The organism is Limnospira platensis NIES-39 (assembly GCF_026000695.1).
Classification (GTDB): Bacteria; Cyanobacteriota; Cyanobacteriia; order Cyanobacteriales; family Microcoleaceae; genus Limnospira; species Limnospira platensis.
Window position 1 is genome coordinate 2,854,634 of sequence record NZ_AP026945.1, and the last position, 16,034, is coordinate 2,870,667.

The following is a 16,034-nucleotide window of genomic DNA, read 5'->3' on the forward strand; positions in this document are numbered from 1 at the left end:
TTCTTCTCCTTTGAAATATGAAGAATTGTTCTCAGAAGGGTAGTGCTGGGCTCCCGGCTTACTTGATCCGGGCAGCTAATCTACCTAACTGTTTCCGAAAGGAATGTAAACTTGTACATTTTACCAGATGCAGCCACATATATAGCGTTTTGCACAAGTCTAGGTTGCAGCCCTCACGCCCAACCCTTCTCCCAAGGAGGGCGAGGGGCTTCCGAATGTACTCGATGGCTTGAGAAACTGTTATAGTAAGTTCCCATATAATCAGCATCGCAGAAAACTGCTTTGTGTTCTAAAAAATAGCTATCCTAGATATCAATACATTATGTCAAGCACTTCTGATTCTATTTCATCACGTCACCGAGACGCAATTAAATCTATGCCTGAGTGGTTGCGTCGTCCTATTGGTGCCGCGAGTCAACTATCACAGGTGCAACGGATTATCAAACAGCGACAAATTCATACTATTTGTGAGGAGGGGCGCTGTCCTAACCGGGGTGAATGTTATGCTCAGGGGACCGCTACTTTTTTACTTATGGGGCCTACTTGTACCCGCTCCTGTGCTTTTTGTCAAGTTGATAAGGGCCATGCTCCCATGCCACTTGATCACGATGAACCCCGCAAGGTAGCCGAAGCAGTCCAAATTTTGGGGTTGCGTTATGTGGTGTTAACTTCTGTGGCGCGGGATGATTTGGCTGATGGCGGCGCGGGGTGGTTTGTGGCTACTATGGAGCAAATTCGCTCTTGTTGTCCCCAAACTCAAATTGAGGTGCTGACTCCCGATTTTTGGGGGGGAAAGGCTGAAGATACTCAACAGCAACAATATCAGCGTATTGATTTGGTGGTGAGAGCAAAACCTGCTTGTTATAACCATAATATTGAAACCGTCCGGCGGCTTACTGGTCCGGTGCGACGGGGGGCGAAGTACGATCGCTCTGTTGACCTGTTGCGCCACGTCCGAGAAGTTGACCCGACTATTCCTACTAAGTCCGGTCTGATGTTGGGACATGGGGAAACCGAAGACGAGATTTTACAGGCTTTCGCTGATTTACGAGAGGTTAAATGCGATCGCCTCACTATCGGTCAATATATGCGCCCTTCCCTCGATCATCTCCCCGTCCATAAATATTGGACTCCCCAAGAGTTTGACCGTCTAGGGGCGATCGCCAAAGATATGGGTTTTTCTCACGTTCGCTCCGGTCCCCTGGTTCGGAGTTCCTATCATGCTGGCGAATTTTAGCCTCCTACCCTCCCACCCATCACCCCAATTTCCCTAATCATTTAATGATTAAATAGGGAACCGAGTTGCTCCAATCAGAAATTATCCCTCAACTCTTGTTCGGTTATCTTCGCCGATTGTAAAATGTTTTTGAGGATACCGTAAGGCACATCTTTGGCATGATGGGGAACCCTACAAACAAGGGTTTTTTTGAGGTGAACATGGCTCCCTGTTTGGTGGTCAGTCACAAATTCCAAGCGATGTAGACCTCTGATTACCTCAGAACTGGACAAAGAGGGTATGGTGGATCTACTGAGGTTGGCTGGGGTAAAGCAATCTTCAGGTTCGATCGAGTCACTGACATGGTGATCACCTACCTCCCTATCCTCTAGGCGACTTTTCAGGTACAAAATTCTCGATCTATGTTCCCCCAGTTCATTTTCTAACTGTCTGATTTTGGCTGCCAAACTCTCATTTTCTTCGGTGATATAGACTTCAAAATCTCGGGACTGTTCTTTGATACACTCTGATTCTTCCCTAGCCGATTCCAAGGCTCTTCTCAACTGCTCAACATCAGCTTGTTCCCTCAGTTGGCTTTGCAGGTCTGCCGATTGCTGTATCGCCTGATCATACTCGCGCGTCAGTTCCGCAATCTTTTGATTCAGGCTCACTATCTGCTCATTGGTCCTCTTTTCCCGATCTTCGGTTTCCTGCAACTGGCGCTGCCACTTTTCCAGGGTGCGCGTCATTTCCTGCTGTTCCCTGTTCTGGCTATTCAGGCAATTTTCCAGGTTGGCGATCGCCTCAGAGCGTCTGTCAATTTCCTCTTGCGCCTCTACCTGATATTCCACCGCCCAGGCTAATTGATTCCGCAGTTCTTGCAGATTGCTCTGGCTATCATCCTGTTGATGTTGGAAATCCACGATTTTCTGTTCGTAGTCCGCGATCGCTATTTTCAGTTCCGCTGCGATCGATTGCTGTTCCCTTCGGTAGTCCTCCAACTCCTTCCGCCCCTTTTCCCTAACAGCGATCAGAGCTTCATTTTGTTTAACTTTCTGCTGCAACTCTTCCCGAATATTCCGCGCCTCTTCCAGTAACTGTTTCCTCTCTCGGCGCTTTCGGTACAACACAAATTCGATCAGCAACCAAACCACTGCACCCCCCGCCAAAAATATACCCGCAGTCAGCGAGAAAATACTAGGACTGTGCTGGAACCTCAGCAACCCCCTCGCCCATTTCGCGTAACTCTCCGCGAAGGTTGGCGGCACCCGCCGGACGTAATATACCCGCCCGATGATTTCCCCTCTGTTGACCATCCCCGTCGGGTCAGCTTCCGGTTGATAACGCCGTTTATATTTGCGTTCCGCAAACAATGGCGGCGGGTCCCGTAGGAGATCGTAAGGCTCATTAGTTAGGTTTTCTACCTTAAAACCCTCTTTCCCAAGGCGACGGGAATTGGAATAGTAGAGGATTTCCTGCTCTGGACAATCGGCGATCGCACTTTCGCAGTTCGTGACTACTAACCCGAACAACCCGTAGTTACTGTCCAGAGTCCGCTGCAACTCCTCCGTTTCTCCCTCTAGCAGCGCCAGGGAAAGTTTCGTCGGCAAAGTGTGAGATAAAATGTTAAAATCTACTGTCTGCGTCGCAAAAATTGTCCGCTCCCAGTAGTTTTTATGATTTCCATAGTTGTTAATCGTTGCCAGAACCAAAGATATGACGCTGATTATGCTTAATCGACCCAACATTAGCAGCGCGATTTTGACATTCACCTTGCCCAGCAGTTCTTTCGGTCTTCTGAATCTCATAAATTAACCTACCCCTATAATTATTTATCAATTGTCCTCAAACAATTTACGCAAATTCTCAGGAAAAATATTCCCCCTACCGCGATCGCATTATCGCCATCACTAGGTCATTATGTTAACTTTTGTAACAAAAAATTAATTTTTGTTGCGAAAAATTTTTTTTTGGGGGGTGGGGTTGCCTTTTGGGGGGTTCTGGGCTATACTTTAAATAATGGGAATAGTCGAATTTTTTTTATTTGTGCATATATTCTCATTATGAAACAATATGTCAATATCCTATCATGAGTTCCCGGCTGTTGTCAACCCTCACCCGTTGTCTATAATGAATAAAACGATATTTTTGGGGGTTCCCAATCATGGCAGATTACCATATAGAAAATAATCAGGAATGGTGGACCCAGCAATGGTTAGACATTCTGAATCGCTATCGGTTTAAGAAACGATTGGAAAGGGCGAGAAATTATGCCAGACAGGGTAATGTTCTCAATATTGAATTTACTGGTCAGCGGGTTCTGGCGCAAGTTCAGGGGACGCAAGCCGAACCTTATCAAGTGGAATTGTGGTTAGATACTTTTACCGAGGAAGAATGGGGATATGTGATTGAAACATTATCCCAGCAGGCGATTTTTTCCGCCAAGTTGTTAGCAGGGGAAATGCCTTATAATATTGAGGATGTATTTGCTAAAAATGGCTTGCGGCTGTTTCCTTTTAATTTGGATGAAGTACATTCTCGCGCTCTGTTGTCCAGATCCGGCTAACCCCTGTAAACATATTGGTGCAGTTTATTATATGTTAGGCGATCGCTTTAGTGAAGATCCATGTGTCTTATTTCAACTGCGGGGACGCTTGAAAGAAGAGATTATCGCTAAATTGCGAAATATACGGAAACCTATAGGGTTTCCGAGCATACAAGGAGGTTTGTTTGATCTAAAAAAATTGGGTAGTGCCTAATATGTAATGATAGAGGTGTAGGTGCGAGACGTTCAGGCATAAAATAGGGTTGCAATACCCGAAATAACCGCCTGGTGGGGACTTCAACCCCTTGGTTGAATATAAGGAGCGCACTCGTGACCATCCTCATAACTGTTTATATGTCCCGACGTTGGGAGGAATCCAAACAAGGCAGGGAACTCAAGGTCAAGACTGAACGCTGGTGTTATGTACAGCAGGAAGTTGAGAGTAAAGGCGATAGCCACCCCCAGTTTCAGGACTCACAACCCGTCAGATTGAAGCGGGGAACGGAAGGCGTGAGGGAAACCTGTTCCCAATAACCCGACCACTGCCAATCATCTATGATTAGGGAAACCGAATGTCCGGCTTGAACCATCGTCAATTTATAGTAGCGAAACAGGTTGAAACGCTGCGCTCAAAAGAGCAAGGGGAAAAGTAGGAGTTTACTTACACTACCTACACAGACCTTGAAAATACCCCGGTGGATAGGACAAATCTAAAGATGGAATGCCCATATAAACGGAACGTTTAAACCCCTCTTAGGCTCTGCTAATAAACAAGTGAGCAATATTACTCGCAAGCAGAGCGTGAAAAGTGTAAGCGTATGCCTCCTAGGGGAAAGGATGTGACTGAAAGCTAATGCCTAACTGTAATGGTTAGGATATGCCCACTAGTCACGGTGTGGATATAGAGACCGCGACAACTAAGAGTGTTTATGACCAGAGCGAGTTAATGACTACGTGGTTGTATATAGCTCCGAAAGTTGAGGTCATAAAGCAGGGGGTTGTAGCCCTGTTCCCAATGACAAAAGGGGTATCCACATCAGGAGCCGTATGAGGTGAAAGTCTCAAGTACGGTTTGGAATTGGAGTTGGGGAAGGCGACTTCCCTTTCGACCATAACAAAACCGACTCGGGTTCAATTTCCATACCTGCCTGCCCAACTTGTACATCTACCCACACCGTCAAAAATGGACGGATTCACAACGGCAAACAACGGTTCAAGTGTCGTGATTATGGACGACAGTTTGTTGAACACCCCCACCAAAAAGGTGATTGACCAAGAAACACGGTCTCTGATTGACCGTTTGCCGATGGAGAGAATTCCCCTTGCCGGAATAGCACGGGCCGTCCAAGTGTCTGAGCCCTGGCTGCCAAACTACGTCAATCAGAAATATGCCTCTGTGCCCCGCCAAGTCCAGGTGAGGCGCAAAAAACGGGAGGTTAACGATTCAATGTGATGAATTGTGGTCATTTGTCAACCATAAAGGAAACAAACAGTGGATTTGGTTAGCTCTCGACGTAAAAATCCGTGAGATTGTCGGTGTTTACATTGGTGCACGGGATGAAGCCGCAGCCCGCCAATTGTGGGAGTCATTGCCCCCAGTGTATCGCCAATGTGCGGTGGCTTATACAGATTTCTGGGGAGCCTATGAGGCTGTTCTACCGAGTAAACGTCATCAAGGGGTTGGGAAGGATACAGGTTTGACCAGCTACATCGAAACGTTTAACAATACCTTGAGACAACCAGTGTCTCGCTTAGTACCCAAGACCTTGTCCTTTTCCAAGTGTTTGCAGAATCACATTGGTGGCATTTGGTATTTTATCCATCACTACAACGCATCATTACCTCTTTAGCACTACCCACCCCGGAGCGGATCCCCCACCAGTTGCTTTCACTGAACACTAGTAAGCCACTGCCGACTAGGACCGAGCGGTATTTGGAGCCCGCGCCCGCGATCACCTTTCCTGAACACTAGTAACTTTCGTTTTGGCGCGCGGCGATTACGAGAGGAGCGCCACCACTAAACTTCACTGAACACTAGTAAGCCACTGCGCCCAATAACCTGGCATCCCCATAAGTCAACCCCTCTTGTGCGAAGCACCCAGTAACTAGGCATCCCAACCAAGGCACGCCAAGGACTATCCGCGCCGGCGATCGCCCGAGAATCTAAAAAAACAGAAAACCTTGCCTCCCCACAAATCAACCGCCTCTAAAAACCAGCCAACCGCACCTCCCCACAAGTTAGCCCAAACCAGCCAACTGTCCGCGCCGGCGATCGCCCTACCTCTCAACTCACCCCGACTAAGGAGCATTCCAAAACCCGCCACCCGAAAAGCGATCGCCTCAAGCTCCCCCCATTGGCGGCGGCGGAACCCACCCACCCACGGTATTAAGGGCTTGGTCACAAAGTTAAATTCGTTCCGCTACGCTCCACTCATGGATTTTACCGCTGCGCCCTTAATCCCTCCCCCGGCGCTGCCAAACCCCCGCCACCCGAAAAGCGATCGCCCTACCTCCCTACCAGATTAGAAAAACAGTCAACCGTCCGGAAAAGCGATCGCCTAACCTCCCCGGTAATCTCTAAACTGCAAATACTTTCACTTTAGGAAAATCTCCCCGGTGTCTCTAAACTGGTTATGGTCGAAAGAGAAGTCACCTTCCCCAACTCCAATTCCAAACCGTGCTTGCGAGTTTCCCAGCACACGGATCCTGATGTAGATACCCCTTTTGACATCGGGAACAGGGTAACAACTTCCTGCTTTGTGACTTCAACTTTTAGAGCTAAATACAACATCGTAGTCTTTAAACTCGCTTTCGTCGTAAACACTCCTAATTGTCGCAGTCTCTATATCCACACCGTGACTAGTGGGCATATCCTAACCATTACAGTTAGGCATTGGCTTTCAGTCACATCCTTTCCCCTTAAAGGTATACGCTTACACTTTCACTACTGTGCAGGTACATCCTGCCACTTGAGAGCCTAAAAGGGGTTTAAACGTTCCGTTTATACGGGCATTCCATCTTTAGATTTGTCCTCAGAACCGGGGTACTTTTAAAAGTCTGTGTAGGTGATGTCATGATTACCCTACTTTTCCCCTTGCTCTTTTGAACGCAGCGTATCAACCTGTTTCGCTGCTAAATCATTACGATGGTTCAAGCCGGACATTCAGTTTCCCTAATCATGGATGGTTGGCAGTGGTCGCATTTGGTAGTAGGTTCTACTTCACGCCTTCCGTTCCCCGCTTCAATCCTGGGGTTATGATTCCCAAAACTGGGGGTGGCTGTTATGGTCGAAAGGGAAGTCACCTTCCCCGACTCCACTTCAAAACCGTACTTGAGACTTTCATCTCATACGGCTCCTGATGTGAATACCCCTTTGTCAGTGGGAACAGGGCTACAACCCCCTGCTTTATGACCTCAACTTTCGGAGCTATATACACACGTAGTCATTAACTCGTTTTCGTCATAACACTCTTAGTTGTTGTGGTCTCTATATCCACACCGTGACTAGTGGGCATATCCTAACCATTACAGTTAGGCATTAGCTTTCAGTCACATCCTTTTCCCTTAAAGGCATACGCTTACACTTTTCGCTACTCCACAAGTACATCCTGCCACTTGAGAGCCAATGAGGGGTTTAAACGTTCCATCTATGCGGGCATTCCATCTTTAGATTCGTCCTATCCACCGGGGTACTTTAAAGGTCTGTGAAGGTGGTGGTAATATACCCCTTCTTGTTATGGTCGAAAGGGAAGTCACCTTCCCCGACTCCACTTCAAAACCGTACTTGAGACTTTCATCTCATACGGCTCCTGATGTGAATACCCCTTTGTCAGTGGGAACAGGGCTACAACCCCCTGCTTTATGACCTCAACTTTCGGAGCTATATACACACGTAGTCATTAACTCGTTTTCGTCATAACACTCTTAGTTGTTGTGGTCTCTATATCCACACCGTGACTAGTGGGCATATCCTAACCATTACAGTTAGGCATTAGCTTTCAGTCACATCCTTTTCCCTTAAAGGCATACGCTTACACTTTTCGCTACTCCACAAGTACATCCTGCCACTTGAGAGCCAATGAGGGGTTTAAACGTTCCATCTATGCGGGCATTCCATCTTTAGATTCGTCCTATCCACCGGGGTACTTTAAAGGTCTGTGAAGGTGGTGGTAATATACCCCTTCTTTTCCCCGTGCTCTTTTGAGCGCAGCGTATCAACCTATTTCGCTACTAGAGTATTACGATGGTTCAAGCCGGACATTCGGTTTCCCTAATCATGGATGGTTGGCAGTGGTCGCCTCTGGTAGTAGGTTCTACTTCACGCCTTCCGTTCCCCGCTTCAATCCTGGGGTTATGATTCCCAAAACTGGGGGTGGCTATCGCCGTTACTCTCAACCTTACGTTATACTCAAGGGGTTCACAACTCCCCTCTTTTTTTTCGCTCAGTCTTGACCTTGAGTCTCTCTGCCTTATCTGGTTGTCGAAGCCAGATGTTGAGACACATAGATAGTTATGGGATGGTCAGGGGTGCGAATCCCTTATATTCCACCAAGGGGTGGAAGTCCCACTAGGAGGTTATTTAAGGCATTGCAGCCCTATTTCACTCCTAAACGTCTCGCACTTCCCCGTGCTCTTTTGAGCGCAGCGTATCAACCTATTTCGCTACTAGAGTATTACGATGGTTCAAGCCGGACATTCGGTTTCCCTAATCATGGATGGTTGGCAGTGGTCGCCTCTGGTAGTAGGTTCTACTTCACGCCTTCCGTTCCCCGCTTCAATCCTGGGGTTATGATTCCCAAAACTGGGGGTGGCTATCGCCGTTACTCTCAACCTTACGTTATACTCAAGGGGTTCACAACTCCCCTCTTTTTTTCGCTCAGTCTTGACCTTGAGTCTCTCTGCCTTATCTGGTTGTCGAAGCCAGATGTTGAGACACATAGATAGTTATGGGATGGTCAGGGGTGCGAATCCCTTATATTCCACCAAGGGGTGGAAGTCCCACTAGGAGGTTATTTAAGGCATTGCAGCCCTATTTCACTCCTAAACGTCTCGCACATCGCCGTTACTCTCAACGCAATTGTTAAGGAATCATTAATATTTCCAGTTTGGCGTTTTGACCTTGAGTTCCCTGCCTTGTTTTGTATATTTCTATACCAAACGTTGGGACATATAAACAGTTATGGGATGGTCAGGGTACGAGTCCCTTATATTTCACCAAGGGGTGAAAGTCCCACTCGGAGGTTGTTTCAGGCATTGCCGCCTTATTTGACTCCTAAACGTCTCGCACCAAGAAGTTGCACTTTATGGAAACAGAATTGCCGCGGTTATCCTAAATAAGGGGATTGCCTAACCTGTTATCCGCAAAAAAAAAGCGAGCGAGCTAACAAACGCCCGCCCGCAAGCCACTACATCGCCCAAACAGAGAGCGGCAAGCCCCGCCCGAACTGCCCAGCCGGCAACGAGCCAACAAACACTGGACAACTAACAACAAACCAGCACCCGCACCGCCTAACAGCCAACGCACCAGCGCCAATTTTATATTGGTTAAATAAAATGGTTGAGCGCAAAAAAGGGAAAAAACTTCAGGTAAAAGTATCTATTGATACAGTTCATGTCGGAGAAAAACAGTTTAATGCACATGGTCAGTTTATCTACTCACATGTATAATCATGAAATTCGCCAAGACGGTCTTATCTCAGCGAGATGAATGGAAAGGAGTAGAAAACCTTTGTATTAAATGTGGTAAATTTCATCCAAGTCAATCTCATTGGGAATTCATGGAAACCATGCCCAGTGATCCTTTGCACATGATCAATGACTTGACCAAGATGGGAGTATATAAACCCCAAACATTTGATATTGCCGATGCTCTGAGTACCGCCGAACTAAGAAAAGAGTTATTTTTGAAAATGGCGGGTAAAGGTAATCCCAAGCGTGAAAAATTGGTCTTGGAATTAGCAAAACAAGCGGGAGGTTTGGATAATGCCTTTTCTGCCGCCTTTGGAGCAAAATCTGGGCAGTTTTTTGGGGATGCCATCCGTAATGGGGAAGTAAGTCGCCGTAAGTTTTTACAAAATATTGCCATCGGTGCAGCCCTTGTTACCCTGGTAAATGCTTGTGGGGATACGGTAATTGAGCCTGATGATCCTCCCCCAGATGTATCGGATTTGGAAAAAACAGATTTACGAGTAGGCTTTATTCCCATTACCTGTGCAACTCCCATTATTATGTCTCAGCCTTTGGGCTTTTATCAAAAACATGGTCTAAATACTCAGAACGTCAGAATGCCAAGCTGGGGAGCGATAAGAGATTCCGCCATTGCGGGGGAATTGGATGCTTATCATATGTTAGCCCCCATGCCCATCGCCATGACTTTAGGATTAGGCTCGGCTACCTTTGGAGTGAAACTGGCTAGTATTGAAAATATTAATGGTCAAGCCATTACCATCGCCGACAAGCATCGGGGTAATGTCAATAAGCCAGAAGATTTTAGAGGCTTTGTTTTGGGTGTACCTTTCCCTTATTCAATGCACAATTTACTGCTCAGATATTATCTCGCCACTGGTGGTATTAATCCCGATACTGATGTTACCATTCGCTCTGTACCTCCCCCAGATAGTATTGCCCAGCTAATTGCTGGAGATATTGATGGTTTCTTGATGCCTGATCCTTTTAACCAAAGAGCCGTTTTTGAAGGGGCAGGGTTTATTTATAAACTTACCAAAGATCTTTGGGATGGTCATCCCTGTTGTGCTTTTGCAGCCAGTGATACTTGGATAAACGATAATCCTAATACTTTCCGAGCTTTGAATAAAGCAATTATTCAGGCAACGGATTACGCTAGTGAGTCAGGAAATAGGGAGGAAATTGCCGAGGCTATTTCTGGTAGATCTTTCCTTAATCAACCTGTGGAGGTGGTTAAAGCCGTATTAACGGGTAATTTTGAAGATGGTTTGGGTAATAGTTTTAATGTACCCGATCGCATCGATTTTGACCCCTATCCTTGGCAGAGTTTTGCTAACTGGATTACGTCTCAGTTAGTCCGTTGGGATATTTCAGGAAATGGTAGGGCAGCCCAATTGATCGCTGATGGTAGTTATGACGAAATCGGGCAGGATGTGTTTTTAACGGATTTAGCGAGGGAATTGGCTCAGGAATTAGGACAAACTCCCCCTGATGATATTTATCGCACGGAAACCCTGGCTTTGGATGAATTTAACCCTCAAGATCCAGAAGGCTATATACAGGCTCAAATTGATGAGTTTGGCTTCTAGGAGTTTATCCTCCCTAGCCCCTTAATAAGGGGGTAATGAATAGTTACTTATCAATTCCACAATTTTTTGTGGATAGGGGGGTAAAACTAATGCAGAGTTTGCCTTGTTGTTTTGGCAAGAAAGAGAACACTAATTGCAGTAAAGATGAATATTACTCAAGACAATAAATTTAAACAATTCTTAGAAAATGAAAACATAAAAGCGCTGGGGATATTCCTTATTTCCCTCGGCATTTTTCTCTCATCGTGGGAAATAGGGGCAAATCTGGAACTATTTTCCCAAGGAGTACCTACCGCTTCTGTGACTATTAAGGAGTTGTGGTGGTGGTTGACTAATCCTTTTTTCAATAATGGCCCTAATGATATGGGTATTGGTTGGAATTTATTGATTAGTTTGCGACGGGTGGCAATCGGTTATATTATGGCTTCGGTGATTGCCGTACCCTTGGGCATTTTAATCGGTATTTCTAAAATTGCTGCGAAAGCGTTTAACCCCTATGTACAGTTACTCAAACCAGTTTCTCCTTTGGCTTGGTTGCCTTTGGGTTTATATTTATTCCGAGATTCCGAAAAAACAGGTATTTTTATTATCTTAATCAGTAGTATTTGGCCTACCCTTGTCAATACAGCTTTTGGGGTTAGTAATGTTAACTCCGATTATCTTGATGTGGCGAGAACTTTGGGTGCTTCCCGTTGGCGCACTATTTTTAAGGTAATTATTCCGGCGGCACTACCTAATATTATTTCGGGATTAAGAATCAGTATGGGTATTTCTTGGTTGGTAATCGTGGCGGCAGAAATGCTTTTGGGCACAGGGTTAGGTTACTTCATCTGGAATGAATGGAATAACCTATATTTACCTAATATTATCGTTGCCATTATCATCATCGGTTTGGTGGGTTTAATACTTGACCAAATTTTTATCTTCCTTGAAAATCTTGTTTCTTTCGGTAAAAAATAATGACTGTATCTAATCAACCAGAATATTTAACTTATCTTGAAGCCCCAGATACTGTTCAGGTATGTTTAAGGGGAGTATCAAAGGTATTTTCTACTAAGCATGGCTTATTTGGCAGTAAGAAAAAAACTTTTGTCGCCCTTGAAAATATCAATCTCAATATTGAATACAATAATTTTGTCAGTATCATTGGCCCTTCGGGTTGTGGTAAATCTACTTTATTGAGTATTATCGCTGGTTTAACCTCGGCAACTACAGGCTCGGTAATGATGAACAAAGAACCCATCACAGGGCCTGGGCCTGATCGTGGTATGGTGTTCCAAAATTATGCCCTCATGCCTTGGATGACGGTGGAGGAAAATATCCGCTTTGCCCTGGAGACGGTTTACCCGAAAATGTCTCCTACCAATTTAAAAAGAATTGTAAAAGAGCATTTACAAATGGTGAACCTGGAAGGGGCGGCAAAAAAACATCCCCATGAGTTATCAGGGGGTATGAGGCAAAGGGTAGGGATAGCCAGAGCTTTGGCTATTAATCCTGATATTTTGCTGATGGATGAGCCTTTTGGGGCGCTAGATGCTCTAACTCGTGGTTTTTTGCAGGAAGAAATCGAGCGAATTTGGGAAGAACATCGCAAAACTGTAATCATGATTACTCACAGTATTGATGAGGCTTTGTTACTGTCTGATAAGATTATTATGATGACCAAAGGTCCTGCGGCCGGTATTGCTCAGGTGTTGGATGTGCCTTTTCCTCGTCCTCGCAATCGTCTTGAGGTGGAAGAACATCCCGCCTATCATGATTTGAAGGTGGCGATGGAGGAACATTTATACCGAGAAACTCGCGCCGTGGAAGAAGCGAGGGTGGCTTAGGAAGGTGATTATGGTAACTGAATCTAAACCCCCTTTTCCTCCTTTTACCCTAGAGACGGCGACTCAAAAGGTCAAGATGGCTGAGGATGCTTGGAATATCAGAGATCCTGAAAAGGTTGTTTTAGCTTATACGGTTGATTCTCAATGGCGCAATCGTGATGAGTTTTTGTCTGGTAGGAAGGAGATTAAGGCTTTTTTGTATCGTAAATGGGCAACGGAGTTGGATTATCGTTTGCGTAAGGAGCTATGGGCTTTTACGGGTGATCGCATTGCGGTGCGGTTTGAGTATGAGTGGCATGATTCATCTAACCAGTGGTATCGTGCCTATGGTAATGAGATGTGGGAATTTGCGGAAAATGGTTTGATGCAATATCGATTTGCGAGTATCAATGATCTGGCTATTGCTGAATCGGATCGTAAGTTCCTTTGGGAAAGGGATTAGATCCTTGTCTGTTCCCCGCAAATTTGGGGCTAGATCCCCCCCAACCCTCTTAATAAGGGGGGAGTCTCAACAAAACAATTAATTTATTTATGGTAGTCCTTTTGAATTGTAAGATCAGATCTCCCCTTACCTCCCTTAACAAGGGGGCAATGAAGGCTAATGGTTTACAAGTTTGGATAATCAGTTATATCAAAAGTCGGGGTTTTTGCCCCCTAAATCTCCTAATTCTGGGGGTTTCCACTATTGCTATTTATCTGGACTAAATATTACAAGTTATTTAGGACTACCATGTTTACCAATCAAAAAATCAACAAATAAGGAGAATTTTAAATGACTGCACCTATTACTGAAAAATTATTGGCTGCTAAGAAAGCAAGATGTGTTAGTTTTACTGAGTTGGAGCAACTTTTAGGACGGGATGAGGTTTGGATTGCGTCAGTGATTTATCGTCAGGCGAGTGCGGATGAGGCTGAAGCCAAAAAGTTGGTGGAGGCTTTGGGTTTACCTGCGGAGTTGGCGGATGAGTTGACTGTGCCTCCTCTCAAGGGTTCTTTAGATCCTGTTATTCCTTCTGATCCTCTGATTTATCGTTTTTATGAAATCATGCAGGTGTATGGGATGCCTATAAAAGAGGTAATCCATGAAAAGTTTGGGGATGGTATCATGAGTGCGATCGATTTTACCCTCGATGTGGAAAAGGTTGAAGATCCTAAGGGCGATCGTGTCCAGGTGATTATGTGTGGTAAGTTCTTACCTTATAAGAAGTGGTAGCACTAATTAAATAGATGGGTGCATCTCAATTAGGAGATGAGTATAATTACTCAGGGAAAAAATCTACTCTTACCCTGATTAAGCAGCTAACGCGCCATTTAGGTAGGCACAGCGATGCCTCAACACCTTCGGCACATTCTCCCTTCGCCATTGTGCCCCCGGCAACTTCACCCTCATCCCAATTTGTTTCACCAACGACTCCACCCGACCCCAACCAATCGATTGCCCCGCTTCCTGCCCAGCCTGGTAGTCTATAATCCTAGTCTGGTGATGCTTTAAGTAATTGATAAACCCCGTCGCTCCCCGACATGGCTCTGGGCGTAGATACTCAATTGCCTTCTGGGTCTCTCCTCGCCATAGCAGTGCTCGCATCTGCGACTGTTGAGCCGGTGTTCCTTGCACCTTGTTGGCATTTTCCATTATTAGATACCAATCGAGCACTTCCATCCGTTGCTGTGATGTCCCCATCTCACTGACAATGTTCCACACCCCCTCATGACCATCTCCAAGACAGGTAAACTGCTCCCCTAGGGGTTGGGCATTCACCCCACTCCAGTAGTCCTTGATTATCTTTAAAGAACGCTACACCCCCTTGCTCATGAACATTTAACCCTTTGTATTCTCTCCACTCACAGGGTTGACTCTCCTCAGTGGGCAGGCGAACCATTCCTCCATCTAGGCTCAGTTCCGTGTGGGGGGTCAGTTATCTCCACCTCACACCAGTCCTCTCGCTGTACAAGGCGTTGGAGCGTACTGTGGCAGATGCTCATCCCGGTCAGTATCGTGATATCCTCTTCGGCTCGTTGGTAAGCGTTATTAGCACTAACGAGCAAGCAACACTTCTCAAAGTATGGACTCCAACGAGTCCCTGGCTTCACTTGCAGTTGTTGACCTTGAGCGGTAGTGAGGGTGAGTTTACCGAGGATGCTGGTCAGGGTGAGTTGTTTTCCACTGTGGCGGTCTGTTGCCTGGTCGATAAAAAAACTCCTAGTTGAGGCAAGACGTGCTCTTGAGTAAGAGCACGAACACTCTTCTCAATGGCTTCAAGGGCGGTGAGTTCAGCAGGGTTAGCTTCGCTGTAGAGAATGGCCGCAATCGCGTCAAGGTGTTGCTGGAGTTGAGCTGGTTTCTGAGAATCCATGAGTAGAGGGAGGGTGAGTGGTGCTTCGCTCATTATGTAGGGCTGTGGGTGAAGGTTGCACTAAGTACAATTACTCATTTTTTAACTGAGATGCACCCAACGTGAGACTATTTGAGTAGGGGTCGAGAGAGATGTCGCCATCTCCCCCTCCCATACAAAACCGTGCTTGCGAGTTTCCCAGCACACGGCTCCTAATTTGACGGTACTGGTCACTTAAGGTGGCAAGTCTCGAAAGCTCCTCAGAGAAAGCATTGGGCCAACACTCACCGCTCGTGAGGCGAAACCGAGCGCCATGGCAGGAGTCTCCCAACTCGACCATCGCGGTCTAACCCAATTATGGATTAAACGCTGTACCGAGAGTGCTCGATCGAGTCCTGATGGCGTTTTGGCGTAGAGATTTTGTCGGCGCCGAAAGGCACTATAGCATTAGTCAAGGTGGTTAGGACGCAGTTTGATTCTCTCCATGATGCCATGGATTCTGTTCTCAAGGCTGCGTCCTAACCGTATTGACTAGTGCTATAGAAGATAAAAAGCAATCACCCCATCTCCCAATCAACAGAGATGATATTGATCATGATGGTTGGCGTAAGCCCTAACACCTAACAGCCTAACAGCTAACCACATACCCCAATAACTTAATGACCCCCTATGGTTTCTGACTGTAGGGGGTGTCTATGTATTTTTTTGCTAACAGTCTAACTGCAACAGTCTAATTAAATGTCAATTTTTTCATTAGGTCAAGTGCCAACAGTCTAACTGCAACAGTCTAATTACGGGTTTATATGAATGCTTACCCTATCATGTCCAGATAATACC

Annotated in this window: 12 protein-coding genes and 4 pseudogenes; 9 read left to right on the forward strand and 7 right to left on the reverse strand. The window is 45.9% G+C overall.

Annotation, left to right across the window (positions count from 1 at the left end; all coding sequences use genetic code 11):
* Window positions 1-376: 376 nt before the first annotated feature.
* Window positions 377-1,237 carry a lipoyl synthase gene (lipA, locus tag N39L_RS13830; RefSeq protein ID WP_434221626.1) on the forward strand — a complete coding sequence of 287 codons (861 nt, stop codon included), beginning with the start codon at window positions 377-379 and terminating at the stop codon, window positions 1,235-1,237.
* Between the two features lie 74 nt (window positions 1,238-1,311).
* On the opposite strand, the gene N39L_RS13835 is transcribed toward lipA, so the two are convergent.
* Window positions 1,312-3,024, reverse strand: coding sequence for a type II toxin-antitoxin system HicA family toxin (locus N39L_RS13835; protein ID WP_043468289.1), 1,713 nt, complete (start codon window positions 3,022-3,024; stop codon window positions 1,312-1,314).
* A gap of 356 nt (window positions 3,025-3,380) precedes the next feature.
* Here N39L_RS13835 and N39L_RS13840 point away from each other — a divergent pair.
* The 3 genes and pseudogenes from N39L_RS13840 to N39L_RS13850 form a co-directional block, all read left to right on the forward strand.
* Window positions 3,381-3,909, forward strand: a pseudogene (locus tag N39L_RS13840) (SWIM zinc finger family protein); the annotation flags it as partial.
* A 206-nt stretch (window positions 3,910-4,115) separates the two neighbouring features.
* Entirely contained in the window at window positions 4,116-4,295 is a 180-nt protein-coding gene (locus N39L_RS13845; protein WP_035736381.1) for a hypothetical protein, read from the forward strand.
* Window positions 4,296-4,901: 606 nt separating this feature from the next.
* Window positions 4,902-5,611, forward strand: a pseudogene (locus tag N39L_RS13850) (IS1 family transposase).
* A 285-nt stretch (window positions 5,612-5,896) separates the two neighbouring features.
* Here N39L_RS13850 and N39L_RS13855 read toward each other — a convergent pair.
* From N39L_RS13855 to N39L_RS13870, 4 genes are all read right to left on the reverse strand, one after another.
* A complete protein-coding gene (locus N39L_RS13855; RefSeq protein ID WP_014275513.1) occupies window positions 5,897-6,163 on the reverse strand; it encodes a hypothetical protein in 267 nt (88 codons plus the stop codon).
* 748 nt (window positions 6,164-6,911) lie between these two features.
* A complete protein-coding gene (locus N39L_RS13860; protein WP_162097029.1) occupies window positions 6,912-7,064 on the reverse strand; it encodes a hypothetical protein in 153 nt (50 codons plus the stop codon).
* A 945-nt stretch (window positions 7,065-8,009) separates the two neighbouring features.
* Entirely contained in the window at window positions 8,010-8,156 is a 147-nt protein-coding gene (locus N39L_RS13865; protein WP_162097030.1) for a hypothetical protein, read from the reverse strand.
* A 288-nt stretch (window positions 8,157-8,444) separates the two neighbouring features.
* Window positions 8,445-8,699, reverse strand: coding sequence for a hypothetical protein (locus tag N39L_RS13870; protein ID WP_035735762.1), 255 nt, complete (start codon window positions 8,697-8,699; stop codon window positions 8,445-8,447).
* 731 nt (window positions 8,700-9,430) lie between these two features.
* Between N39L_RS13870 and N39L_RS13875 the strand changes: the two genes are divergently transcribed.
* From N39L_RS13875 to cynS, 5 genes are all read left to right on the forward strand, one after another.
* Window positions 9,431-11,035 carry a CmpA/NrtA family ABC transporter substrate-binding protein gene (locus N39L_RS13875; RefSeq protein WP_014275517.1) on the forward strand — a complete coding sequence of 535 codons (1,605 nt, stop codon included), beginning with the start codon at window positions 9,431-9,433 and terminating at the stop codon, window positions 11,033-11,035.
* A 144-nt stretch (window positions 11,036-11,179) separates the two neighbouring features.
* Window positions 11,180-11,995 carry a nitrate ABC transporter permease gene (gene ntrB, locus N39L_RS13880; protein ID WP_006616529.1) on the forward strand — a complete coding sequence of 272 codons (816 nt, stop codon included), beginning with the start codon at window positions 11,180-11,182 and terminating at the stop codon, window positions 11,993-11,995.
* Complete coding sequence (locus tag N39L_RS13885; protein WP_006616530.1) at window positions 11,995-12,864, forward strand: ABC transporter ATP-binding protein; 870 nt, start codon at window positions 11,995-11,997, stop codon at window positions 12,862-12,864. The genes ntrB and N39L_RS13885 overlap by 1 nt, the downstream gene beginning before the upstream one ends.
* A gap of 10 nt (window positions 12,865-12,874) precedes the next feature.
* Entirely contained in the window at window positions 12,875-13,306 is a 432-nt protein-coding gene (locus N39L_RS13890; RefSeq protein WP_006620528.1) for a nuclear transport factor 2 family protein, read from the forward strand.
* A 330-nt stretch (window positions 13,307-13,636) separates the two neighbouring features.
* A complete protein-coding gene (cynS, locus tag N39L_RS13895; protein WP_006616532.1) occupies window positions 13,637-14,077 on the forward strand; it encodes a cyanase in 441 nt (146 codons plus the stop codon).
* 78 nt (window positions 14,078-14,155) lie between these two features.
* On the opposite strand, the pseudogene N39L_RS13900 reads toward cynS, so the two are convergent.
* Window positions 14,156-15,218 (reverse strand): annotated as a pseudogene (locus N39L_RS13900) (ISKra4 family transposase).
* A 213-nt stretch (window positions 15,219-15,431) separates the two neighbouring features.
* Window positions 15,432-15,638, reverse strand: a pseudogene (locus tag N39L_RS13905) (IS1 family transposase); the annotation flags it as partial.
* Window positions 15,639-16,034 lie beyond the last annotated feature (396 nt).